Here is a 22,126-nt window from a genome sequence, read left to right as displayed (position 1 = left end):
GCCAGAGTAAAGAGAGACCCCGGCCAGGCCGGGGTCACGTTTATTGCTGTTTGCAGTCGTTGTAGGCGGTCTGCCACTCGCCATCCTGATCCCGAAGCTCGACAAAGCCCTCATCCCCCTTGTTCCACCAAACGGCCTCATGTTCGTCTGTATAGCGGGCACCGGAGGCCGAGACGGCTTGGGGCAGGGTGTAATCCTTGCCGTCCGGCAGTGACAGCTTGATAAAGTTGAGGCTCTCGTCGGAGAGGGAGAAGTAGCGCACCTGCACCTTCTTGCCCTGCTCGCACTGATAACTGACCGGTTCGCCACCAGTGACTGAGAGGGTATTGCCCTGATTGCAGCCGGCGAGCAGGCCGAGGGCCAGCGCACCAGCGGCCATCATATGTGCCTTATTCATGATTACAGCTCCATTGGTGTCATACGGGCGTGAGCCTAACAGGTTGCCGTTATTGTGCAATCCGCACGGCCATTCGGTGCGTCGCTGGCTGTCCGGCCTACCGCGCGAGTATGAGGGGGCGCTATCAGGAAGGAATCGTCAATCAGTAGAGGCCAAGTCTGGTTTCAAACTGGCGGATCAGCGTCTCATAGATGCCGTTGTTCTTGATCTTTTGCAGCCCCTGTTCGAACTGTTTGGCCAGCGCTTCCCCTTGCGGGTGGTGGCGGGAAAAGGCGAGCCAGAAGCCATCAGTGGAGAGTTTGCCAACCTTGACCACCTTGCCGGTCAGCTGCTTCTGCTGGATCTTGAGGTAGCCCGGCATGCCGTTCATCAGGATGTAGTCGACCCGGCCGCGCACCAGCATCTCGAGGATCTGGGCATCGGATTTGGCCTGAAAGCGGGTGATTCTGGGGTTCTCCATAAAATCGGTAGGGTAGGTGTAGCCGAGGGTGATGCCCACCCGCTTGCCCTCCAGCGAGGTGAGCTTGAGATCCCGTTGCGGGTCGCTGGCAAGGGCGAAGATGGCAAGATCCTCCTCGAACATGGGGGTATCGTGCCAGTGGTACTGGTAGCGGTTCTCTTCGGTGATGGTGGCGTTGAAGCACCCCGCAAGTTTGCCGCTTTTCGCATCGTGCATGCAGCGGGCGAAGGGGAGGGTGCGAAAGACAATCTCGATCCCTTCGGCGGCGAACACCGCCTTGACCAGCTCAGGCGCCAGTCCGCGTGGCTGGTCATCCTCATTGTCCTTGTCGCGCTCGCAGTAGGGGGCCCAGTCATCTTCGGCGCCAATGACAAGCGGGGTTGCCCCGAGCGGGCTGGTAGCCAACAGCATCAGACAAACCAGCCATTTTTTTAACAACGCGACCATAGGTACACCTCATCGACAGCAGCCTTACAAGCATAGCCGTACTTCTGCGCTGAGCTGTGGTGGTGGGGGGATGACAAGGGAGGCACACGAGGGAGAGAAAAAACGCCCCGGCAGGCGACGGGGCGAAAGAGAGCTCATCCATGGGCTGACAACAGTGCTTACAACAGGAAATCAATAACCGAAGCGGGTCGCCTCGAAGCGATTGAGCAACCGGTGGACGAGGTAGCAGGCCAACAGGGTGACCACAATGGCAAACAGTATGCTGCTCACCCGGTAGAGGGCGCTGAACACCAGATCGTTGCCCGGAGTGAGGTACTGGCCAAACAGGATGCCGAGGGTAGTAAGGGCGCCAAAGCCGACCCCCGAGCCGCCCGCCTCCTTGACGTGGGCATGGCTGAACAACATGGCGCCGAGCCACAGCAGTGGAGCGACAAGCAACAGTTGCCCTGACCAGTCATAGAGCAGCAACTGGCCGAGCAAGCCGAAGGTGACCCCCAGCAAGGTGCCCATCGCCCGTTTGCGGGCATAACTCAGCGCACCGTTCCAGTGCATGGGGAACAGCACCAGCAAGGTCGTGGCCTGGGCAGACATGGAGTCGCGCAGGTCAAACACCTGAAATACCAGAAACGACAGGGTGGCCACCGTGGCACCCAGCAGAGCTTCATGGCGCATCCGGTGCGGTGCCTTGGGGGGCGAGGCGGGCTTGGGTCTGGCCTCCACATCCGGGATCAGCATGGTCATCAGGTAGGCGATCAGCACCGACAGCACGCTGGCCCAGATATTGTTGAGGATCAGGTCGTTGAGGTCGGTCTGCGGATAGCTGGCAAAGTGCAGCATGATGCTGAGGCTCAGCACCCCGTTGGCCCCGAACAGAAACAGGCTGCCCCGCGACATGGCGGCGAAACGGTAGAGAAACAGCATGAAGGCGATAGGGGTCATCAGCGCCGGATGGCTGCCAAACAGTCCCCCCAGCAGCCCGACCTCCACCCCACAGACCACCGCAGCCGCGATCAGCTGGCGTGCGGCATGGCCATTCATCACCGGCACCATTCCCAGCAGCAGCACCGGCGTGACCGTATAGAAGACCCCGTAATTCCAGCCAAACAGCTTGCAGAGCAGAAAGCCCGTGGTGCAGCCAAAGGCGATGCGCAGGCACTGGCGCAGCTCGTTGCCGGTGAGGGGCCGATACCAGAGGTGAGTGGCAGCACCACCGACGGGGTGGGCTGGGGCAGCATTGGCCGACGGGTGAGTGGCGTGGTTAGTAGACATAATGGAGCAGGCTGAGCAGGTGGATCTGGCCCCGTGCCAGCATGGCGGTCAGGGCATTGTCCGGCAGCAGTTGCACCGTGGCTCGCGCCCCGGCTGGCAGATGATCGGGGAGCTGGTCCAGCTCGAGGTGCAGCCGCATCCGCTGGGCATCCCGTACCCAGCGATCAGACTCCACCGGCGCGGCCAGTCGACCGTTGGCATCAAATTGACCGGCACTCACCCCGGCATCCAGACTGCTTACCCGGGCAGGATAGAGCTGACCCGGCTCGCCATCGAAGGCGACTAGTGCGCGGGTTTGCTCACCGATATGGCGCAGGCTCTTCTCCCGAAAATCGGCAATGACGTCCACCTGTTCCGACACCAGCGCCAGCAGCGGGCTGCCCGCGCTGGCGATACTGCCCGGCTTGAGCTGCAAGTTGGTGATGGTGCCATCCTGATCCGCGTGGACCCGGCTGTAAGAGAGGGCCAGCTGCGCTTGCGCCAGCTTGTTGCGGGCCTGGCGCAGCAACAGATTATCCTCATTGGTCACGCCACGACTGGCTTTGATCTGGGCCAGCTTGGCCTGACTGGCGCGCAGGTTGGCCTGGGCGCTGCGCAGGGCGCTGTCAGCCTCATCTTTTTGTTGCAGCGAAACCATGTGACGTTGGTACAGCGCATCGATCCGCTCAGCCTCGCGCCACTTCTGGCTGGCCAGGGTCTCCTTGGCGTTGATCTCGGCAACGGCGGCGGTCAGGGCGGCATCCAGTTCACTGTTCTGCTGCTCTGCCTGCGCTAGCGCAAGGCGGGCCTGCTCCACTGCCAGTTCAAAAGGGGCCGGATCCAGCCTGAACAGCAGATCCCCCTTCTTGACCTGCTGGTTGTTGTGAACGGCGACCTCGATCACCTTGCCGCTCACCTGGGGGGCCAGCTTGGTGACCACCCGGGTCGCCATCGCCTGCGGTGTGAGGGGCATCAGCAGGTCGGCTATCAGAAAATAGGCAAACAGGGTGGCAAAGCCCGCCATGGACCATTTTATCCAGCGGGTAAATTGTTGATCCGGGGTCATCTTATTCTCTCTCTGTGTCGGTCTCGGGAGGGCTTGTATCGCCTCCGGCTTGTCGGTCGTGGTGTTGTTCAATCTTGCTGAGGGCGTTGGCCGAGATCCGCTGCACCGTGGCTTCAAACAGTTGCAGGGTCTGCTCGTCGATGCCCCCCAGCAGCTCCCGGCGGATATTCATGATGCGGTCGGCGATCTGATCGAGCAGGGTCTGGCCTGCCGGGGTCACGCAGACGATGCGGGCCCGCTTGTCCTGACTGCAGCAGTGGCGCTCAATCAGACCCTGCTCTTCCAGCTGGCCCAGGGTGCGCATCAGGGAGGGGAGCTCTATCTCGAGGGCTTCGGCCAGGGTCTTCTGGCTGACATGGTTCCCCATGCGGGAGAGCTTCCACAGCGCGGTCCAGCGGGGATGGGTGAGGCCAAGGGGAGCCAGCTCCAGGTCGGCGGCAGTACGCCATAGCCGGTGCATCCGCGCTATCTGCTCGGCGAGCGACAGCTCGCGCAACCTTTCCAGATCCGTCATCTTCTCATCCTCAATCTACTTAGCCTGCTAAGTATCATACTTGTTTAGCAGGCTAAGTAAATAGTGTGATGCGGATCATGTTTCTGGTCGGATCTTTCGCTGGTGCGAGTTGGCAGCATTCGAGACCCTGATATTATTTTCGGGGCTGATCCACTCGAGACTCTTTTGCCGCTTCGGATATTGCGCCGTGAATGGAGGATATCTGGCGATTATTTTCATGAAATTTTCAGCTTCAGCGAGCAGCTCTTTTTTTATCCGCTAATATTGATGAGGTTATAAAACAAGGGGGAAACGGGTTGTGGATGGATATGACAGTGGATGTGTGTATCTGGCAATTGAAGCGCTGTTGAGTGATGGGGAATATGGTGCAGAGTCACACCATGGCGTGAATCGGGAAGGCGCTATCAGCTGTACCGATATCAGTCATGATTTTGACCCCGCCAATATTCCATTGCTGTTGGCAGAATAGACCTGACCGTGTGTGATCCTTGTGAGTTCAAGCCAGTGCTCTGGTATTCGCTGGCTTGACTCATCACTATTTCAATCTCCCCTTTTTGCATCTTTCTCCTCACCCTTTTTCATCGTGCGTGCTTCCTGCACGCTGACTTAAACCCTGATGTGGCAAGCCGTGGCGCTCGCGTTATGACGATGACATTGCCCGCTGATTATCACTCACAGGATCTGTGGCGATAAATGGTCGCAGAGCTTGTCATCTGGCCCTGTTATTTCCCCTAAGGGGGAGAGGTCATCGCATCGTTATTACTGCTGATCACCCAAATATCCGCCATTGGGCTCGCTCGTTTTATCGCCCAATTTCCTGGTCGAGCAGGGCATCGATGGTCTGGTGTTCTATTGTGCAGCGCACGTTGGCGGCACCATGATGTTTAAGTTTTTAATGTTTTTATATGGCTTTGCAGTCTGGCTAACCGACAGGGGAGAGGGGGATCAATAAAGTAGCGGCCACAATCACACGCAGAGTACATAACAATGAAAAACCTCTCCCCCCTACAAACCACACAAGAAAAGGCCGCCTTTATGGGCGGCCAACAAATTGCCGGTATGCCGCTCTTTATATTTCTGGGGCTGGCGACCTGCGTTCTCTTTTCCGGCTGGAACGGCTCGTTGCCGCTCGGCATGGTCGGTGCGCTGGCACTGATGTTTGTGCTGGGCACCCTGCTGACCGAGCTGGGGGAGCGGATCATGCCGATCCGCGAATACCTGGGGGGTGGCACCATCCTCGCCATCTTTGGCGGCGCCGCCCTGTTCGAATACCAGCTGCTGCCGGTGCAGGCGGGGCAGGTCATCACCAACTTCATGAAGGAGGGGGGCTTTCTCAACTTCTTTATCGCCAGTCTGGTGACAGGCTCGGTGTTCGGTATGAGCGGCGCTTTGCTGAAAAATGCCGCCATGCGCTACCTACCGGTCATTCTTGGTGGCGTCGCACTGGCACTGCTGAGCGTGGGGTTGGTCGGCTCCCTGATGGGGTATGGCTTCAAGAATGCGGTGCTGCTGATCGGTCTGCCCATCATGGGCGGTGGCATGGGCGCTGGCGCGGTGCCTCTGGTGGAGATCCTCTCCGGCCCGATGCAGATGTCCAGTGCGGATCTCTTGTCGCGCATGGTACCGGCGGTCGTGATCGCCAATACCCTGGCCATTCTGGTGGGATCCCTGCTGGCGCGCCTTGGTCGCCGTTACCCCTCCCTGACTGGCAACGGCAAGCTGATGGTCAAAGAGAATAGCCAGAGCATTGCCGATGAGCAGGCCGAAGCGCCGACCCTGCAGAGTCTGGGTATGGGCCTTTTCATCAGCTCCAGCATGTTTGTGTTGGGCTCCCTGCTTGGCAACTTTATCCCGATGCACCCCTTCGCCCTGATGATTTTGGCGGTCGCCTTTATCAAGGTGAGTGGCCTGCTGCCGCGCCGCTATGAGCAGGCGGCAGCTGACTGGTATCAGTTTGTGGTGAGCAACCTCACCCCCTCCCTGCTGGTGGGGATCGGTGTCGCCTATACCAGTATTCCCGAGCTCATCAGCGCCTTCTCCATCAGCTACTTCGTGCTGGTCATGGTCACCGTGATTGGCGGGGCTCTCGGTGCGGCGCTGGTCGGCAAGCTGATCGGCTTCTATCCCATCGAGGCGGCCATCACCGGCGGGCTCTGCATGGCCAACATGGGGGGCACCGGCGATGTCGCCGTGCTCTCGGCGGCCCAGCGGATGAAGCTGATGCCCTTTGCCCAGATCTCCTCTCGCCTAGGCGGCGCCGTGATGCTGATCCTGGCCACCGCTCTTATCTCCCTGCTCGCCTGATACCGGATTGAGGAACAAACAAGATGAACGACATCATGATGGGCACCAGCCTGCCCTATGCCGAGCGCAAGCGTCAGGGTGTGCGAGGCCGCATGCCCCACAAGGAGGAGTCCCTCTCCCAGCAGCGGCGCCGGATCTACCGACTGGTCAGCGCCATGCAGAGTCCGTTTGACCAGCATCTGCTGCTGCGCCAGTTGCAGGAGGACAACCCTGTACTCTTCTACGATCTGGTGCGTCACCACCTGCCGGAGCTGCTGCCGATCATCTACACCCCGGTGGTGGGGGAGGCGTGCCAGCGCCACAGCGATCTCTATCTGCGCAGTCACGGTCTCTACCTCTCCTGGCATGACAGGGACGATCTCGACGATATCCTCGAGTCGGTGGAGCAGGAGGTGGACGTGATCGTCATCTCCGATGGGGAGCGGGTGCTGGGGCTCGGCGATCTCGGTATCGGCGGCATGGGGATCTGTATCGGCAAGCTGGCGCTTTACTCCGCTGCTGGCGGCATCAATCCGGCGCGGACCCTGCCGCTCTGCGTCGATGTGGGCACCAACAACCCCGAGCTGCTGGAGGATGACTCCTACCTCGGCTGGCAATCCCCGCGCATCGACGGCGAGAGCTACTACCACTTTATGGACAAGGTGGTGGCCGCCATTCGCAAGCGTTGGCCCCAGGTGGTGCTGCAGTTTGAAGACTTTGCCGGCAAGCACGCCGCCAACCTGCTGGCCCGCTATCGGGACGAGCTCTGCATGTTCAACGACGATATTCAGGGCACGGCGGCGGTCGCCTCCGCCTGCGTGCTGGCCGGGTTGCAACAGGCGGAGACCGCCCTCAATGATGCCCCTGTGCTGATCGTCGGTGCCGGTTCTGCCGGTTGTGGCATCGCTGCCATGCTGGCCCAGCTGGCGGGGAGTCACGACGGCGTCTGGCTGTTTGATCAGGACGGGGTGGTCTGCAGCGATCGTCCCAACTTGACTCGTGCCCAACAGCCGTTTGCCCGCGCCGTTGAGGAGGGGAGCAGTTCACTGCTGGAGACCATCCGTCAGGTGCGCCCGGCTGTGCTGATCGGGGTGAGCGGTCAGGGCGGCCTCTTTACCCGCGAGGTGTTGCAGGCGATGGGGGAGGTGTGCGATCAGCCGGTGATCCTGCCGCTCTCCAACCCGACCCGCAGCGCCGAGGCCACCCCCGAGCAGGTATGGGCTGCCACAGATGGCCGCGCTCTGCTGGCCACCGGCAGCCCCTTTGCGCCGGTAACGGTGGCGGGGGAGCGGCGGGTGGTCTCCCAGTGCAACAACGTCTATGTATTCCCGGGGATTGGTCTCGGGGCGTGCGCCGTCAAGGCGCGCCGCATCAGCGATGGCATGTTGCTGGCCGCGGTGCGGGCTGTCGGCGCCTATCCGCTGGTGGCGGGTCGGCTGTTGCCCCCCATCGAGCAGGTGGGAGAGGTGGCCCGCGCCGTCGCCAGAGCGGTGGCGCTCTGTGCCCGCGAGGAAGGATTGGCCGATTTTGTCGGCGATCCGGCACCTTTGATTGACCAGACCTGGTGGCATCCGCACTATTGGGCAGCGTCCTGACGTTTTAAGGTATGTGCATGAAACTTCGCCACCAGTTGGTCACCCTCTCTCTTGGGCTCTCCCTGCTGCTGATCCTCATTCTGGGCAGCCTGCTGGCCCTCTTTATCCGTCATCTGCTGGAGAGCAATCTGCAGGATAAGGGGAGCGATCTGGCACGGGTGATGGCGGCCGATACCCGGGTGGTTGAGGCTCTGCGTCAGGGCAGTGATCCTACCCTGCGCGACTATGTGGAGGCGGTCTGCAACCGCACCGACGCCACCTATATGGTGGTGACCGATGAGCATGGTCGCCGCCTCAGCCACCCCAACCCCGATCTGGTGGGGCAGAAGTTTCGCGGCGAGGATATCTGGCCCGCGCTGCAGGAGCGGCGCAGCTACTGCTCCAAGGATAGGGGTACCATGGGGCCGGCGATCCGCTGCTTCTCCCCGGTGGTGGGTGGGGATGGGCGCGTCATGGGGGCCGTGGTGGTGGGCTATCTGATGCAGCAGGTGGAGGGCATCTATATGGAGCGGGTGGCCCTGCTCATCAGCGCCATAGTAGCGGTGCTGGGGTGTGGTCTGCTGCTGGCGCTCTGGGTGCAATACCTGCTGCGCAAGACCCTGCTCGATCTGGAGCCGGAGGCGATCGTGCGCCGCTTCACCCTGCAGGATCTGGTGCTGGAGCACATCACCGAAGGGGTCATCGCCCTCGATGGCCGCGGCAACATCAACATGATCAACAGCACCGCCAGCTATCAGCTGCGGCTGCCGGTCACCGGGCGCCATGCCCTGCAGGGGCAGTCGCTGGCGGAGCTGGTGCCGCCCCTTGCCCCCTGTCTGGAGCAGGAGGGGGGCGAGGTGAGCTTCACCATTCAGGGGGAGTCCTTTGTCGGTCGCTGGCAGGCGGTGCAGGGCAAGGCACCGGGGCGGCTGCTGATCTTCAGCCGCCCAGAGGTGGCCGCCAGTCTGGGGGTGCAGGTGACCCACCTGCGTCAGTATGCCGAGATGCTGCGGATGCAGAGCCACGAGTTCGCCAACAAGCTGAGCAGCCTCTCCGGCCTGTTGCAGTTGGGCCATGTGGATCAGGCGGTGGAGCTGATCCAGCAGGAGAACGAAGCGTGCCAGACCATGCTGCAGGAGCTGCTGCGGCTGATCGACAACAAGCCAGTGGCGGGGCTTATTCTCGGCAAGTTCAGCCGGGCTCGCGAGCTGGGGGTGACCCTGGAGCTAGATCCCGATTCGGCGCTGGCGGAGTATCCGGCCTCGGTCTCGGCCGATCTCATTACCCTCATTGGCAACCTGCTGGATAACGGCCTGCAGGCGGCCTGGCGCAACCGCCAGCAGCGGCCGCCGCGGGTGCTGCTGTCCCTGTGCGATGTGGGGCGGCGACTGGTGATCGAGGTGGAGGATAGCGGCGAGGGGGTCGACGAGGAGCTGGCCGATCATCTGTTCGATTACGGAGTGAGTCGCCAGAGCGGCGATCATGGGGTGGGACTGTTCCTGGTCAAGGAGACCGTGGGTCGGCACGAGGGTGTGATAGAATGGCGGCGAACCGCCGAGCAGACCACCCTGTTTGGTATCTACTTGAATAAAAACCAATTAATGTGAGCCATGGACCCAATAATCACGCTTGTTATTGAAGATGACGATCGGATCGGTGCCATCCTGTCGGAGCTGGTGGCGGCGACCCCGGGGTTTTCCCTGCTGGGGAGGGCCGGCACCCTGGCCCAGGCCGATGCCATGATGGCCGGTGTGGTGCCCCAACTGCTGCTGGTGGATGTCTCCCTGCCCGATGGCTCCGGCCTTGAGTGGGTGAGCCGCCTGCGCAGCCACAACCGCGAAGCCTATGTCATCATGGTGACTGCCTCGCGGGATGTGGAGACCATCCAGCAGGCCCTCAATCTGGGGGTTCATGACTACGTCATCAAACCATTGCGGCTGTTTCGCATCCAGCAGAGTCTGGATGAGATCCTGCAACTGCACAGCCGTCTGTGCGAGCGGGGTCGGCTGGAGCAGGAAGATCTCGACAAGCTGCTGGGCAAGGGGGGGCGCTCCCAGATCAAGGAGATGCGCGTCACCCCCAAGGGGATCGACAGCATCACCCTGCGTCAGGTGCTGGATCTGCTGGCGGGCGAGCCGGAGAGCGTCTTCTCCACCGACACGGTGGCGCTGCGGCTATCCCTCAGCCGCACCACGGCGCGCCGCTATCTGGAGTATCTGGAGTCGGAAGATCGGGTGGATGTAGATCTCAACTACGGTCAGCGGGGGCGGCCGGAGCGGCGCTACCGCTGGCGCCGGGCCGGTTGAGATGCGCACTGGTGTACATTGCAGAAACAACAAGGGAGCCATGGGCTCCCTTGTTGTTTCCGGACGATGTTGGTTCTCAGGCGGTTTCCCGTTCGGCTAACGGCGCACGCCCCTTCAGCTGGGAGATCATCACCCCGCCCAGGATCAGTCCGCCACCCAGCAGGTGATAGCCGTGGATCGGTTCGCCCAGGCCGACGACGGCTATCAGCGCCGTACAGAGCGGCATCAGGTTCATAAAGACCGAGGTGCGCTCGGCGCCCATGCAGGCGAGGCCGCGCATCCAGCAGTAGGCTGCCAGCAGGGAGGAGGCGAGCCCGGCGAAGAGCACCAGTCCCCACCCTTCTGCCGGCACCGCCATCGAGTCGGCACTGAGGGCGAGCGGCACCAGCAGCAGTACCGCCAGCAGGATCTGCATGTAGAGGTTTAGCCAGGGGCCAAACGGCAGGTGCCAGCGGCGGATCAAGAGGCCGTAAAGGGCGTAGCTGGCGGAGCCGAGCAACATCATGCCATCCCCCGGGTTGATGCCGTTATGGAGCAGGGCGAGCGGCTCGCCCTTGCCAAGCAGCCAGAGCACCCCGAACAGGGAGATACTCATGCCGAGCAGTGCCTGTTTGCCGGGACGCTGGCCGAAGAAGAGCGCCCCTTGCAGCAGGGTGAGCAGCGGAATGAGGGAGCCGATCACCCCCATATTGGTGGCCGAGGTGCTGTGGGCGGCGTAATAGGCTAGGCACTGGTAGAGCACCATACCGAGCGCTGCCAGCACCAGCAGCTTGCCGAGCCAGGGGCGAACCTCACTGCGTCGCCGCCAGAGGGTGGGCAGACAGAAGGGGGTCAGCGCCAGGGCGGCAATCACCCAGCGATAGAAGGAGATGGCCGCGGGGTCGAGCACGCTGGCGGCCGCCTTGGACACCACGGTATTGGTAGCCCAGATCAGCACAGCCATCAGCGGAAAGAGAAGAGGGGAAAAGATTCGCATCAGAGGCTCCTTATTAACAGGGGGCCAAGTCTACCCTTGTCTTTATATTATCAAGTAGCGTAAAACAGACAGATGACCCAGCAGAAAAGACAACTCTTTCTGATGTACCTTATTCCGGCCCACACGGGCTGCGTCAGTCCGCAACTGATGGCGGCTTTTGGCCTGTGCCGGAGACCGAGCCAACAGGGCGTTGCATCACGCCTGCTCCTCTCTCTCGCTGACAAGGGGCGCTGATGGCCACTCACCACTTTCAGCCGGTAGATGTCGTTCTGCCCGCTCCCAATCCGCTCTTTTTCAGTTACCAGCAGATGCTGGCCGACAGCGCGACCGTGCTGCACTCCCACCCCTGGGGCCAGCTCAACATGATCAGCCTGGGGATCATGGAGATAGAGTTGGGGGATCAGCGACTGGTGGCCCCTGCCGACTACCTTATCTGGGTACCGGCGGATCTCGACCACACCTCTTACAACGAGCAGACCCTCGACTACACCTCCATCTACGTCAGCCACGAGCTGGCGGCCAAGCTGCCGCCAGAGCCCCGATTGCTACTGCTCACCCCGCTTATTCGCGCCCTGCTGAGCGATTTTTGCGAACGGCGGGTGAGCCATATGGTGGATGAGTGGGATCAGCGTCAGGCCGAGTTGCTGGTGGAGCGACTGGCGCGCACCCGCTGTCAGGAGAGCTACCTGCCGATGAGTCAGGACAAGCTGCTGGCTCCCATGCTGGCGGCGTTGCACAGCGATCCTGCCGATCCCCGTACTCTGGCTCAGTGGGCCGGACAACTGCACACCACAGAGCGCACCCTGGCGCGGCGCTGCTTGCGGGAGCTGGGGATGAGTTTCGGTCAGTGGCGGGCGCGGCTGCGGTTGCTCAAGGCGCTGGCCTGGCTCAAGGGGGACATGCCCATTCAGGAGATCAGCTGGCGGCTCGGTTACGGCTCCACCTCGGCCTTTATCGCCATGTTTAACCGGGAGCTGGGCTGCTCCCCCCAGCGTTATCGCCAGCAGTCGGGCAGATAACTAATTGCCGGACATGTCATCTGGTAAAGCAAAACAAGAAGGGCGCCCGCAGGCGCCCTTTCTGATGACGCCTGCTTGCGCTAGAAGAAGCCGAGCGGGTTGATGTCGTGACTCACCAACAGGTTCTTGGTGTTCTGGTAGTGGTCCAGCATCATCTTGTGGGTCTCGCGGCCGATCCCCGACTTCTTGTAACCGCCAAAGGCGGCGTGTGCCGGGTAGGCGTGGTAGCAGTTGACCCAGACCCGGCCAGCCTGAATGCCACGCCCCATGCGCCAGGCCAGATTGCTGTCGCGGGTCCACAGGCCTGCCCCCAACCCGTACTGGGTGTCGTTGGCAATGGCCAGAGCATCCGCCTCGTCCTTGAAGGTGGTGACCCCGAGTGCCGGCCCGAAGATCTCCTCCTGGAATACTCGCATCTTGTTCTGACCGGAGAAGATGGTGGGCTGGATGTAGAATCCCCCCTCCAGTCCGCTCACCTTGGCCGGGCCGCCGCCGATCAGCATCTTGGCCCCTTCGCCGCGGCCGATCTCCATGTAGCCCAGGATCTTGTCGAACTGCTCGCGGGACGCCTGCGCCCCCACCTGAGTGGCGGTATCGAGGGGGTTGCCCTGCACTATGGTGCGAGCGCGGGCCAGCACCCGGTCCATGAAGTCGTCATAGATGTTGGCCTGCACCAGCGCGCGGGAGGGACAGGTACACACTTCCCCCTGGTTGAAGAAGGTCATCAGCATCCCTTCTACCGCCTTGTCGATGTAGCTGCTCTCGTGCTGCATCACGTCGGCGAAGTAGATATTGGGGGACTTGCCGCCCAGCTCCACGGTGGAGGGGATCAGCTTGTCGGCTGCGCAGCGAAGGATATGGGCGCCCACTTCGGTCGAACCGGTAAAGGCCAGTTTCTGGATCCGGTTGCTGGTGGCGAGCGCCTGACCTGCCTCGGCGCCGAAGCCGTTGACCACGTTGACTACGCCGGGGGGCAGGATGTCCTTGATGAGATCCATCATCAGCATGATGGTGACCGGGGTCTGCTCGGCGGGCTTGAGCACGCTGCAGCAGCCGGCCGCGAGCACCGGGGCCAGCTTCCAGGCGGCCATCAGCAGCGGGAAGTTCCACGGGATGATCTGGCCGACCACGCCGATGGGCTCCTTGAAGTGGTAGCTGACTGTGTTCTGATCCAGCTCGGCGGCCGAGCCCTCCTGAGCGCGAATGCAGCCAGCGAAGTAGCGGAAGTGATCCACCACCAGCGGCAGGTCTGCCGCCAGGGTTTCGCGTACCGCTTTGCCGTTCTCCCAGGTTTCGGCGATGGCGAGTCGCTCGATGTTCTGCTCGATGCGATCGGCGATGCGCAGCAGCAGATTGCTGCGCTCGGTGACGCTGGTCTTGCTCCAGCTGGTGAACGCCTTGTGGGCGGCATCCAGCGCCAGTTCGATATCGGCGGCGTCGGAGCGGGCGACCTCGCAGAATACTTTGCCATCCACCGGCGAGATGTTTTCAAAGTAGCGGCCGGCGCAAGGTGCCACCCACTCACCACCGATGAAGTTGTCGTAACGGGATTTGAAGCTGACCAGGGCACCTGCCTGACCGGGAGCGGTATAAATCATCTCATCATCCTTTATGTGTGTGATCCTGACCGGACTGGCTGACAGACCGGTTGCCAGCTGATATCGCAAGGGGCGTGCCAAAGGGTCTGACCAGCAGGCAGAAGGTTACAAAAACGTTATCAAATGGGGTGTGGCAGCGTATCTTGGTTAACCAATGACCACGGCTATTGCGATAAAACTGTACCGTTTCTGGACAGTGGCCGAGACAGTCGTGCTGTTTGTGAACAGGAGGCGTGATGAGTGAGTCACTTCAACCCGGTCCCGGTCCGATCCAGCGTTCCTGGCAGCGTTGCCTGCATCAGGGGCTGAGCCGCCAGCAGAGTGCCGATCTGGACTTGCTGCCCCAGGGGGAGCTGTCGGCCCGTCAGGAGCAGCACAGAGCTCTGATTTCCTGCTTCCAGCGCTTCGTGCTGCCGCTGTTTGCCCAGTTGCTGGCCGGTCGCCCCTGTCGCCTGTTGTTGTGTGACGGTGAGGGGGCCATTCTGGCCGCCAGCGGTGATGAGGGGTTCGCCCGCCATGCCGAGCGTATCTTTTTGCGCAGTGGCGCCCGCTGGGGTGAGGCGAGCAAGGGCACCAACGCTATCGGTACCGCGCTGGCCGAGCAGAGTGAAGTGCAGGTGCTCGGCAATCAGCACTTCTTCGCCCAGCACAGCTTCCTCAGTTGCAGCGCTTGCCCGTTGCTCGGGCCGGATGGGCAATTGCTCGGGGTGCTCGATATCTCCACCGATGCTGCCCATCACGATGGCGACATGCTGGGCACGGTGCGGCTGCTGGCCATGACCCTCGAAAACGCACTGCTGGCGCGTCAGCCGGGCTGGCTGGTGGATCTCGATCCCCAGAGCCTCTGGTCCGCCCGTCTGCTGCTGGGAGAGGAGGGGGAACTGCTCGGCGCCAACCGGGCAGGTCGACTCTGGCTCGGTCAGCACCCTTTCGATGGCAGGCAACTGCTGCGCGAGGGGCGTGGCTTGCGGCTGGTGCCAGCAGCGGACGTGACCTCTTCCTGCACCGCGCTGCCGGGTCACTCAAGCTCGGTGCTACCTCCGCAGCAGGTGCCGCTCAAGATGCTGGAGCGCGGCATTTCGCTGCTTATCGAGGGGGAGACCGGCAGCGGCAAGGAGCATCTGGTACGGGCCCTGCACCGAGCGTCGAGTCGGCGGGATCAGCCACTGGTGTGTGTCAACTGTGGCGCGTTACCAGCAGATCTGGTGGAAGCCGAGCTGTTTGGCTATGTGGGCGGGGCTTTCAGCGGTGCCCGCAGTCAGGGCAGTCAGGGTTATCTGCGTGCAGCCCACGGCGGCATGCTGATGCTCGATGAAATTGGCGAACTGCCGCTGCAGGCTCAAACCCGACTGTTGCGGGTATTGCAGGAGCGCAGCGTGACGCCGGTTGGCTGTCACAAGCCGGAGGCGGTGGATTTCTGGCTGGTCAGTGCCAGCCACCGGGATCTGGCGGCCATGGTGCAGAGTGGCGCATTTCGCGAAGACCTCTATTACCGGATCTGCGGCTGGCGCCAGCAGCTGATGCCGCTGCGCCGTTGGCCTGCCGCTGAGCGTCTGGGGCTGATCCAGCGACTGTTGGCGGAGATGGACCGGACCCTGCGTCTGACCCGCGATGCGGAGCAACAGCTGCTGGCCCATCCGCTGCCCGGCAACGTGCGCCAGCTCAAGCAGGCACTGGAAGTGGCCTGTGTGCTGGCAGAGGGGTTGGGTTGGATAGAACCCGCCCACCTGCATCTGCCCAGTGTGGCCACAGAGCCCGGCGTCTTGCCGATGGGGGAGGCGACCAGCTTGCGTGAACAAACCCGGCGGCAGGTGCAGCAAACGCTGGCGGCATGCGGCGGCAACGTCAGCGAGGCCGCGCGCCAGCTGGGGATCAGCCGCACCACCCTCTACCGGACGCTGCGCGAAGCCCCTTGAGTGCTCACTCCCCCTCACCGGTCGTTTTCAAGACGCACATGATGGCTGGAGCCCTGCCCATCCAGCCGCTATGATGCGCCCTAGCCGGGGCATTGCGCCCGTTGACTCATCCGTTGAGGATTTTCTGCCATGTCACAACACATAGGGGCGCTGACCCTGCTGGTGGCTGATTACGATCAGGCCATTCGCTTTTTTACCGAGGGACTTGGCTTTGCGCTCCTGGAGGACACTCGGCTCGATGAACCGGGCAAACCGGGCAAGCGCTGGGTGCGGGTTGCCCCCAAAGGCACCCCCGGTTCCGCATTGCTACTGGCACAAGCGGCCAATGCGCAGCAGCAGGCCGCCATCGGCCAGCAGGGCGGTGGCCGGGTATTCCTGTTCCTCGAGACCACTGATTTCTGGGGGGATTACCAGCGCATGCAGGCGTACGGTGTTCATTTTTGTGAACAGCCCCGCGATGAACCATATGGCACCGTGGTGGTATTTGAGGATATCAGCGGCAACCGGTGGGACTTGTTGCAACGTACTGCTGCCAACTGAATCTGAAAACGTTTATCATCCCGCCTGTCATAAAGTCATAAAAGTGTCACAGAAAATTCTAATAATTGGCGCACCCATCTTCACAGAGGAGAGAGAAGGGAATGGCTAAGCGAATTCTGGTGGTCGAGGACGAAGCACCGATCCGCGAAATGCTCTGCTTCGTGTTGGAGCAGAAGGGATATGAGACGATTGAAGCGGAAGATTACGCCGATGGACTGGCGAAGGTGCGCGAACCCTACCCCGAACTCATCGTGCTCGACTGGATGATGCCGGGCGGCAGTGGCATCCAGTTTATCAAGCAGCTCAAGCAGGATGAGGTGACGCGCCAGATCCCGGTGGTGATGCTCACCGCCCGCGGTGAAGAGGAGGACAAGGTGCGTGGTCTGGAGGCCGGTGCCGACGACTACATCACCAAGCCGTTCTCGCCCAAGGAGCTGACCGCTCGCCTCCATGCTGTGATGCGCCGCGTGTCGCCCACCTCGGTAGACGAGGTGATCGAGGTGCAGGGGCTGAAACTCGATCCTGTCTCCCACCGGGTCAGTGCCGAAGAGAAGGCGCTCGACATGGGGCCGACCGAGTTCAAGCTGCTTCACTTCTTTATGACTCACCCCGAGCGGGTCTACAGCCGTGAACAGCTGCTCAATAATGTCTGGGGTACCAATGTGTACGTCGAGGACAGAACCGTGGATGTGCATATTCGTCGCCTGCGCAAGGCGATTGAAGAGACAGGGCACGACAGATTGATCCAGACGGTGCGTGGAGCCGGATACCGCTTCTCAACCCGTCTCTAGAGGCAGTTATGTTGCAACCTTACGCCTGGCGGCGACAGTTGTGGCGAATGGCGTTTTTTTACGCCCCCTTCGCATTGGTTGGCTGGTTGATTGATCATCTTGCCCTCTGCCTGTTGGTGGCGGCCGTGTTGCATCTGGGCTGGCACTATCGCTTCCAGAAGCGTCTCTCTGACTGGCTGTGGCACGACCGCAGCCTGGTGCCCCCCAGCGGCAATGGCAGTTGGGAGTACATCTTCAACGGTATCTACAAGTTGCAGCAGCGTCACCGTGCCCGTCGCCGCGAGCTGGCGGGGCTGATCCGCCGCTTCCGGGAAGGTGCCGAGGCGCTGCCCGATGCCGCAGTGGTGTTTCGCACCGATGGCAGCATCCTCTGGTGCAACCGGCTGGCGGAGCAACTGCTCGGTTTTCGCTGGCCGGAGGATGCCGGCCAGCATATCGGCAACCTCATTCGCAATCCGGCCTTTAACGCCTATCTGGGCAAGGGGGCGTATGACGAGCCCCTCGAGATGCACTCCCCGGTCAACGAGGAGAAGTTTCTCGAGTTTCGCATCATGCCCTACGCCTCGGATCAGGCGATGCTGGTGGTGCGCGATGTCACCCGCTTGCGCAGTCTCGAGAAGACCCGCAAGCACTTCGTTTCCAACGTCTCTCACGAGCTGCGCACCCCACTGACCGTGCTCAAGGGCTATCTGGAGATGACCGAGGAGCCGCCCCCGCCCGCCATGTGGGCCAAGGCGCATCGGGTGATGATGGAGCAGACCATCCGGATGGATAATCTGGTCAATCAGCTACTCACCCTCTCCCGTATCGAGGCGGCCCCGACCGTGGATCTCTCCCATCTGGTGGACATGCCGGCCATGCTGGGGCTGCTGGAGCAGGAGGCGCGAGCGCTCTCGGGCGAACGGGCCCACCAGCTCGAATTTGTGGTGCAGCCCAATCTGTTGGTGCGCGGGGATCAGGAGCAGCTGCGCAGTGCCGTCTCCAACCTGGTCTATAACGCCATCCACTACACCCCGGCGGGGCGAAAAATTACGGTGGAGTGGCGCAAGCAGGGGGCGATGGCGCTGTTTGCCGTGAGCGATGAAGGGGAGGGGATTGCCCCCGAGCATCTGGCGCGGCTGACCGAGCGGTTCTATCGGGTCGACAAGGCACGCTCACGCCATACCGGCGGCTCAGGCTTGGGCCTTGCCATCGTCAAGCATGCCCTCAGTCATCACGACTGCCAGCTCGATATCGAGAGCCGGGTCGGCCTTGGCAGCCGCTTCAGCTTTCTCATTCCGAGTCGCATGGTGGTGATTAAATAGTCTTTTATGGCAATGGGTTAGCTGCAAAAAGAGGGCCTTTGAACGGGCCCTCTTTTCATTTGTTCAAATCTGTCGCCATGTCATTAAAGTGTCACATTAAATCCATAAATTTGTCACTGCCAGGTCAGATACTGGCGCCGTCTTAAGAACGGACCTTCTGTAACTTTGGAGAGATTGGATGAAACTCAACAAACTGGCTGGTGTAATCGGATTCACCGCAGCAACCCTGTTTTCTGTCAGCGCCCTGGCTGCCGGTGTGGATAAAGACCTGCCGGATTACACACCGACCAGCGGCATTTCGGGCAACCTGTCCTCTGTCGGCTCTGACACCCTGGCCAACATGATGACCCTGTGGGCCGAAGAATTTAAGCGTTTGTACCCCAACGTCAACGTGCAGATCCAGGCCGCCGGTTCTTCTACCGCGCCGACTGCCCTGACCGAAGGTGTTGCCCAGTTCGGTCCGATGAGCCGTGCCATGAAGGCCGGTGAAGAGGAAGCATTCGAGAAGCGTTACGGCTACAAGCCGACTGCCATCCGCGTTGCAGTCGATGCCCTGGCGGTGTTCGTCAACAAGGACAACCCCATCAAGGGGCTGACCATGCCGCAGATCGATGCCATCTTCTCCAGCACCCTCAAGTGCGGCGAAGCCAAGGCTGCCACCAAGTGGTCTGATCTGGGTCTGGACGGCAACTGGTCCAGCAAGGATCTGCAACTGTTCGGTCGCAACTCCGTATCCGGTACCTACGGTTACTTCAAGGAGCACGCCCTGTGTAACGGCGACTTCAAGAGCGGCGTGAACGAGCAGCCGGGTTCTGCCTCCGTGGTGCAGTCTGTCTCTGCCTCCCTGAACGGCATCGGCTACTCCGGTATCGGTTATGTCACCTCCGGCGTGCGTGCGGTACCGCTCTCCAAGGATGGCAAGACCTTCATCGAAGCGACCTCCGATAACGCCATCACCGGCAAGTATCCGCTGTCACGCTTCCTGTATGTTTACGTGAACAAGCATCCGAACAAGCCGCTCTCCCCGATGGAGCAAGAGTTCGTCAAGATGATGCTCTCCAAAGCAGGCCAGAACATCGTTGCCAAAGATGGCTACGTGCCGGTGCCGGCCAAGGTGGTACAGGCTGACCTGAAAAAGCTGGGTATCATGTAACTGCCCGCAGTCAGCATGCCCTGATAAAACGAGCCCCAAGCGGGCTCGTTTTGTTTTTGGCAGCTGTCAGTTTTGTTAATAGCGCAGGATGGATATTTTTCCGCCAGCCGGGGGCTGGCTCCCTTGCTTAGCAGGGCGGCATTTCCGAGAATAGGGCAACGTTATGGCAAAGGATCCCTTCATGATTGCGTCCCTCACCAAGTTTGGCATGGTAGCCCTCTGTAGTTCCCTGCTGGTCGCTTGTGCCCAGTCGCCGACCGGCCGCAGCCAGATGCTGCTCTACTCTCCCCAGCAGATGAACCAGCTGGGCGCTGACTCCTTCGAGCAGATGAAGAAGCAGGAGAAAGTGAGCAAGGATGCCAAACTCAACGCCTATGTCTCCTGTGTCGCCAAGGCGGTGACTGCCCAGGTGCCGGCCAGCTATGGCATCACCAACTGGGAAGTGGTGGTGTTTGACTCCAAACAGGTCAACGCCTTCGCCCTGCCCGGCGGCAAGATCGGGGTCTACAGCGGCCTGCTCAAGGTGGCCAAGAATCAGGATCAGTTGGCGACCGTCATCGGTCACGAGCTGACTCACGTACTGGCCCAGCACTCCAACGAACGACTCTCGCGCAGCCAGTTGGCGGGGCTCGGTCTGGCGGCTGCGGACATTGCCATGGGCACCAGCGAGTATCGCGGCGCCACCATGGCCGCCCTTGGCCTCGGGGTCGAGGTGGGGGTGATGCTGCCCTACGGCCGCACTCAGGAGAGCGAAGCGGATCGGCTCGGACTTGAGCTGATGGCGCGCGCCGGGTTCAATCCGGCCGAGGCGATCCCCCTGTGGCAAAACATGAGTGCCGCCGCCGGTGGCAACTCCCCGCCGCAACTGCTCTCCACCCACCCGAGCAACGAGAACCGGATCGCCGAGTTGCAGGCGCAACAGGCGCAAGTGCTGCCGCTCTATGAGCAAGCCCGCGCCAACGGTCTGGTGCCCCAATGCAAGGCATAAGCCTGCGCATGGCGCGCAGCGACGATGCCGCCGCCATGACGGTGATGCAGCGAGCTAGCTGGCTCGCTGCCTATGGCCAGGTGCTCGGTGCCGACCTGCTGGAACAGCTCGATGTCACCGCTCATCTGCAGATCTGGCAGAGCCGTCTGGCCGAGCCGGGCCCAAGGCCCATGCTGCTTTGTCTCGATGAGGTGGTGATTGGCCTGCTCTACTGGCAACCACAGCAGGAAGCGGGGCAGAGTCATGCCCTGATCCGCGCTTTTTACCTCCATCCCGACCACTGGCGACAAGGCTATGGTAAACGGCTGTGGCAGGCGGTGGCGATGCAGATGCGCCGCGCCGGTTGCCATAGCGTCAAATTGTGGCTGCTCGATGGCAACCACATAGGCGAGGGGTTCTACCTGCGTCGCGGCTTCGTCTTTGATGGTGAGGAGCGCACCCTGATAAGCCTCGGGCAGCCCTGCCTGCAGCGACAAATGAGCCGTTTGCTCTGATCACTCTCCCGTTTTTCGCCTTCGGTCACTTTATTTTTTTTGCGAATTAATACAATGTCCCCCTTGGAACAGAGTTGGATAAACACGGGCTGACAAGGGAGTGCTGGCATGTATTACGGCTTTGATATCGGTGGCACCAAGATCGCCTTCGCGGTCTATGACGGTGCATTGAACCTCTGCCATGAGGAGCGCATGAGCACCCCGGGCAATGATTATGAGGGGCTGCAGCTGCTGATCCGCTCCCGGGTCGAGCAGGCGGATGCCCGCTTCGGCGCACGGGGCTCGGTCGGCATCGGTTTCCCCGGTGTCATCAACAGCCACGATCACAGCATAGTGGCGGCCAATCTGCCCTCCATCAATGGTCGCCATCTGGGCGCCGATCTGGCCGAACTGCTGGAGCGGCCGGTCAAGGTGGATAACGACGCCAACTGCTTTCTCTGGTCCGAAGTGCATCAAGGGGCAGCCGACGGCGCAGGCAGTGCGCTCGGCGTCACCATCGGCACCGGCATCGGCGGCGCCGTTTATCTGGCGGGCAAGCTTATTCAGGGGCGCAACTGGCTGGCTGGCGAGATTGGTCACTACCCCTTGCCCGCGACCATGCTGATGAAGTACCCCGATTTGCCCCGTCCCCGTTGCGGCTGCGGCCGTCTAGTCTGTTTTGAAACCTATGCCTCCGGCACCGGTCTGGAGCGTCTCTATCACCATTTCCATGGCCAGCGCGCCACGGGTCACCAGATTGTGGGACGCTTCGAGGCCCATGAACCCCATGCGGTCGAGACGGTCGACTGCTGGCTGGAGATCATGGCCGCCGGGCTTGCCACTGCCATTTCGGTGATTGATCCCGAGGTGGTGGTGTTGGGGGGGGGCCTGAGCGGCCTGCCCGCCCTCTATGAACAGCTGCCGCTGCGTCTGCCCGGTCACTTGCTGCCCGGGGTCGCCCTGCCCGAGATCCACCAGGCCCGCTTCGGCGGTGCCGGTGGTGTGCGCGGCGCAGCCTTGCTCAATCTATGAGATCAGATGTGGGGTCTGATCTCCCCGAAAAAGGAGTCCTC

At 61.5% G+C, this 22,126-nt stretch carries 21 protein-coding genes; 14 read left to right on the top strand and 7 right to left on the bottom strand.

Features of this window, described 5'->3' with window-relative positions:
• Positions 1 to 40: 40 nt before the first annotated feature.
• From ACTG2W_RS07450 to ACTG2W_RS07430, 5 genes are all read right to left on the bottom strand, one after another.
• Complete coding sequence (locus tag ACTG2W_RS07450; protein WP_005358851.1) at positions 41 to 397, bottom strand: MliC family protein; 357 nt, start codon at positions 395 to 397, stop codon at positions 41 to 43.
• Positions 398 to 539: 142 nt separating this feature from the next.
• Positions 540 to 1,304, bottom strand: a complete 765-nt coding sequence (locus tag ACTG2W_RS07445; protein ID WP_100646544.1) for a substrate-binding periplasmic protein — start codon at positions 1,302 to 1,304, stop codon at positions 540 to 542.
• Positions 1,305 to 1,475: 171 nt separating this feature from the next.
• A complete protein-coding gene (locus ACTG2W_RS07440) occupies positions 1,476 to 2,573 on the bottom strand; it encodes a DUF2955 domain-containing protein (protein ID WP_440016151.1) in 1,098 nt (365 codons plus the stop codon).
• A complete protein-coding gene (locus tag ACTG2W_RS07435) occupies positions 2,563 to 3,618 on the bottom strand; it encodes an HlyD family secretion protein (protein WP_440016150.1) in 1,056 nt (351 codons plus the stop codon). The genes ACTG2W_RS07440 and ACTG2W_RS07435 overlap by 11 nt, the downstream gene beginning before the upstream one ends.
• Position 3,619: 1 nt before the next feature.
• The gene (locus ACTG2W_RS07430) at positions 3,620 to 4,132 is read right to left on the bottom strand and encodes a MarR family transcriptional regulator (RefSeq protein WP_005349886.1); all 513 of its coding nucleotides are present in this window, start codon (positions 4,130 to 4,132) and stop codon (positions 3,620 to 3,622) included.
• Positions 4,133 to 4,430: 298 nt separating this feature from the next.
• Between ACTG2W_RS07430 and ACTG2W_RS07425 the strand changes: the two genes are divergently transcribed.
• From ACTG2W_RS07425 to ACTG2W_RS07405, 5 genes are all read left to right on the top strand, one after another.
• A complete protein-coding gene (locus tag ACTG2W_RS07425) occupies positions 4,431 to 4,601 on the top strand; it encodes a hypothetical protein (RefSeq protein WP_274160687.1) in 171 nt (56 codons plus the stop codon).
• 518 nt (positions 4,602 to 5,119) lie between these two features.
• A complete protein-coding gene (locus tag ACTG2W_RS07420) occupies positions 5,120 to 6,436 on the top strand; it encodes a 2-hydroxycarboxylate transporter family protein (RefSeq protein WP_043818893.1) in 1,317 nt (438 codons plus the stop codon).
• 23 nt (positions 6,437 to 6,459) lie between these two features.
• A complete protein-coding gene (locus ACTG2W_RS07415; protein ID WP_368221325.1) occupies positions 6,460 to 8,010 on the top strand; it encodes an NAD-dependent malic enzyme in 1,551 nt (516 codons plus the stop codon).
• A 17-nt stretch (positions 8,011 to 8,027) separates the two neighbouring features.
• Positions 8,028 to 9,596 carry an ATP-binding protein gene (locus ACTG2W_RS07410; protein WP_005358863.1) on the top strand — a complete coding sequence of 523 codons (1,569 nt, stop codon included), beginning with the start codon at positions 8,028 to 8,030 and terminating at the stop codon, positions 9,594 to 9,596.
• A gap of 3 nt (positions 9,597 to 9,599) precedes the next feature.
• On the top strand, positions 9,600 to 10,295 hold the full coding sequence (locus tag ACTG2W_RS07405) for a response regulator (RefSeq protein WP_075115718.1): 696 nt from the start codon (positions 9,600 to 9,602) through the stop codon (positions 10,293 to 10,295).
• Positions 10,296 to 10,371: 76 nt separating this feature from the next.
• Here the strand turns inward: ACTG2W_RS07405 and ACTG2W_RS07400 are convergent, their stop codons facing one another.
• Positions 10,372 to 11,271, bottom strand: coding sequence for a DMT family transporter (locus tag ACTG2W_RS07400; protein WP_106842429.1), 900 nt, complete (start codon positions 11,269 to 11,271; stop codon positions 10,372 to 10,374).
• A 233-nt stretch (positions 11,272 to 11,504) separates the two neighbouring features.
• Between ACTG2W_RS07400 and ACTG2W_RS07395 the strand changes: the two genes are divergently transcribed.
• Positions 11,505 to 12,290, top strand: coding sequence for a helix-turn-helix transcriptional regulator (locus ACTG2W_RS07395; protein WP_106842430.1), 786 nt, complete (start codon positions 11,505 to 11,507; stop codon positions 12,288 to 12,290).
• 80 nt (positions 12,291 to 12,370) lie between these two features.
• On the opposite strand, the gene exaC is transcribed toward ACTG2W_RS07395, so the two are convergent.
• Positions 12,371 to 13,888 carry an acetaldehyde dehydrogenase ExaC gene (exaC, locus tag ACTG2W_RS07390; protein WP_106842431.1) on the bottom strand — a complete coding sequence of 506 codons (1,518 nt, stop codon included), beginning with the start codon at positions 13,886 to 13,888 and terminating at the stop codon, positions 12,371 to 12,373.
• 236 nt (positions 13,889 to 14,124) lie between these two features.
• Between exaC and ACTG2W_RS07385 the strand changes: the two genes are divergently transcribed.
• The 8 genes from ACTG2W_RS07385 (at position 14,125) to ACTG2W_RS07350 (ending at position 22,085) form a co-directional block, all read left to right on the top strand.
• A complete protein-coding gene (locus ACTG2W_RS07385) occupies positions 14,125 to 15,804 on the top strand; it encodes a sigma-54-dependent Fis family transcriptional regulator (RefSeq protein ID WP_106842432.1) in 1,680 nt (559 codons plus the stop codon).
• A gap of 129 nt (positions 15,805 to 15,933) precedes the next feature.
• Complete coding sequence (locus ACTG2W_RS07380; RefSeq protein ID WP_106842433.1) at positions 15,934 to 16,344, top strand: VOC family protein; 411 nt, start codon at positions 15,934 to 15,936, stop codon at positions 16,342 to 16,344.
• A gap of 101 nt (positions 16,345 to 16,445) precedes the next feature.
• The gene (gene phoB, locus ACTG2W_RS07375; protein WP_005338414.1) at positions 16,446 to 17,135 is read left to right on the top strand and encodes a phosphate regulon transcriptional regulator PhoB; all 690 of its coding nucleotides are present in this window, start codon (positions 16,446 to 16,448) and stop codon (positions 17,133 to 17,135) included.
• Between the two features lie 8 nt (positions 17,136 to 17,143).
• Positions 17,144 to 18,439, top strand: a complete 1,296-nt coding sequence (gene phoR / locus ACTG2W_RS07370; protein WP_005338413.1) for a phosphate regulon sensor histidine kinase PhoR — start codon at positions 17,144 to 17,146, stop codon at positions 18,437 to 18,439.
• Positions 18,440 to 18,617: 178 nt separating this feature from the next.
• On the top strand, positions 18,618 to 19,592 hold the full coding sequence (locus tag ACTG2W_RS07365) for a PstS family phosphate ABC transporter substrate-binding protein (protein ID WP_005338411.1): 975 nt from the start codon (positions 18,618 to 18,620) through the stop codon (positions 19,590 to 19,592).
• Positions 19,593 to 19,773: 181 nt separating this feature from the next.
• On the top strand, positions 19,774 to 20,580 hold the full coding sequence (locus tag ACTG2W_RS07360; RefSeq protein WP_106842434.1) for a M48 family metallopeptidase: 807 nt from the start codon (positions 19,774 to 19,776) through the stop codon (positions 20,578 to 20,580).
• Complete coding sequence (locus ACTG2W_RS07355; protein WP_005338408.1) at positions 20,568 to 21,074, top strand: GNAT family N-acetyltransferase; 507 nt, start codon at positions 20,568 to 20,570, stop codon at positions 21,072 to 21,074. Before ACTG2W_RS07360 ends, ACTG2W_RS07355 begins: the two co-directional genes overlap by 13 nt.
• A 108-nt stretch (positions 21,075 to 21,182) precedes the next feature.
• Positions 21,183 to 22,085: an ROK family protein gene (locus ACTG2W_RS07350; protein WP_106842435.1), complete on the top strand. Its 903-nt coding sequence runs from the start codon at positions 21,183 to 21,185 to the stop codon at positions 22,083 to 22,085.
• The last annotated feature ends 41 nt before the right edge of the window (positions 22,086 to 22,126 follow it).

Source organism: Aeromonas sp. 96A (genome assembly GCF_051919165.1).
Taxonomy (GTDB): domain Bacteria; phylum Pseudomonadota; class Gammaproteobacteria; order Enterobacterales; family Aeromonadaceae; genus Aeromonas; species Aeromonas veronii.
The sequence above is the reverse complement of the archived record's forward strand: the minus strand, read 5'-3'. Positions and strand labels throughout refer to the sequence as shown.

Excerpts from the sequence above, each read along its gene's own strand:
- ACTG2W_RS07380 (WP_106842433.1), top strand. The coding sequence starts at position 15,934 with ATGTCACAACACATAGGGGCGCTGACCCTGCTGGTGGCTGATTACGAT.
- ACTG2W_RS07440 (WP_440016151.1), bottom strand. The coding sequence starts at position 2,573 with ATGTCTACTAACCACGCCACTCACCCGTCGGCCAATGCTGCCCCAGCC.
- phoR (WP_005338413.1), top strand. The coding sequence starts at position 17,144 with ATGTTGCAACCTTACGCCTGGCGGCGACAGTTGTGGCGAATGGCGTTT.
- ACTG2W_RS07445 (WP_100646544.1), bottom strand. The coding sequence starts at position 1,304 with ATGGTCGCGTTGTTAAAAAAATGGCTGGTTTGTCTGATGCTGTTGGCT.
- ACTG2W_RS07395 (WP_106842430.1), top strand. The coding sequence starts at position 11,505 with ATGGCCACTCACCACTTTCAGCCGGTAGATGTCGTTCTGCCCGCTCCC.
- ACTG2W_RS07435 (WP_440016150.1), bottom strand. The coding sequence starts at position 3,618 with ATGACCCCGGATCAACAATTTACCCGCTGGATAAAATGGTCCATGGCG.
- ACTG2W_RS07405 (WP_075115718.1), top strand. The coding sequence starts at position 9,600 with ATGGACCCAATAATCACGCTTGTTATTGAAGATGACGATCGGATCGGT.
- ACTG2W_RS07385 (WP_106842432.1), top strand. The coding sequence starts at position 14,125 with ATGAGTGAGTCACTTCAACCCGGTCCCGGTCCGATCCAGCGTTCCTGG.
- ACTG2W_RS07365 (WP_005338411.1), top strand. The coding sequence starts at position 18,618 with ATGAAACTCAACAAACTGGCTGGTGTAATCGGATTCACCGCAGCAACC.
- ACTG2W_RS07360 (WP_106842434.1), top strand. The coding sequence starts at position 19,774 with ATGATTGCGTCCCTCACCAAGTTTGGCATGGTAGCCCTCTGTAGTTCC.
- ACTG2W_RS07355 (WP_005338408.1), top strand. The coding sequence starts at position 20,568 with ATGCAAGGCATAAGCCTGCGCATGGCGCGCAGCGACGATGCCGCCGCC.
- ACTG2W_RS07410 (WP_005358863.1), top strand. The coding sequence starts at position 8,028 with ATGAAACTTCGCCACCAGTTGGTCACCCTCTCTCTTGGGCTCTCCCTG.
- ACTG2W_RS07450 (WP_005358851.1), bottom strand. The coding sequence starts at position 397 with ATGAATAAGGCACATATGATGGCCGCTGGTGCGCTGGCCCTCGGCCTG.
- exaC (WP_106842431.1), bottom strand. The coding sequence starts at position 13,888 with ATGATTTATACCGCTCCCGGTCAGGCAGGTGCCCTGGTCAGCTTCAAA.
- ACTG2W_RS07415 (WP_368221325.1), top strand. The coding sequence starts at position 6,460 with ATGAACGACATCATGATGGGCACCAGCCTGCCCTATGCCGAGCGCAAG.
- ACTG2W_RS07420 (WP_043818893.1), top strand. The coding sequence starts at position 5,120 with ATGAAAAACCTCTCCCCCCTACAAACCACACAAGAAAAGGCCGCCTTT.
- ACTG2W_RS07400 (WP_106842429.1), bottom strand. The coding sequence starts at position 11,271 with ATGCGAATCTTTTCCCCTCTTCTCTTTCCGCTGATGGCTGTGCTGATC.
- ACTG2W_RS07350 (WP_106842435.1), top strand. The coding sequence starts at position 21,183 with ATGTATTACGGCTTTGATATCGGTGGCACCAAGATCGCCTTCGCGGTC.
- phoB (WP_005338414.1), top strand. The coding sequence starts at position 16,446 with ATGGCTAAGCGAATTCTGGTGGTCGAGGACGAAGCACCGATCCGCGAA.
- ACTG2W_RS07430 (WP_005349886.1), bottom strand. The coding sequence starts at position 4,132 with ATGACGGATCTGGAAAGGTTGCGCGAGCTGTCGCTCGCCGAGCAGATA.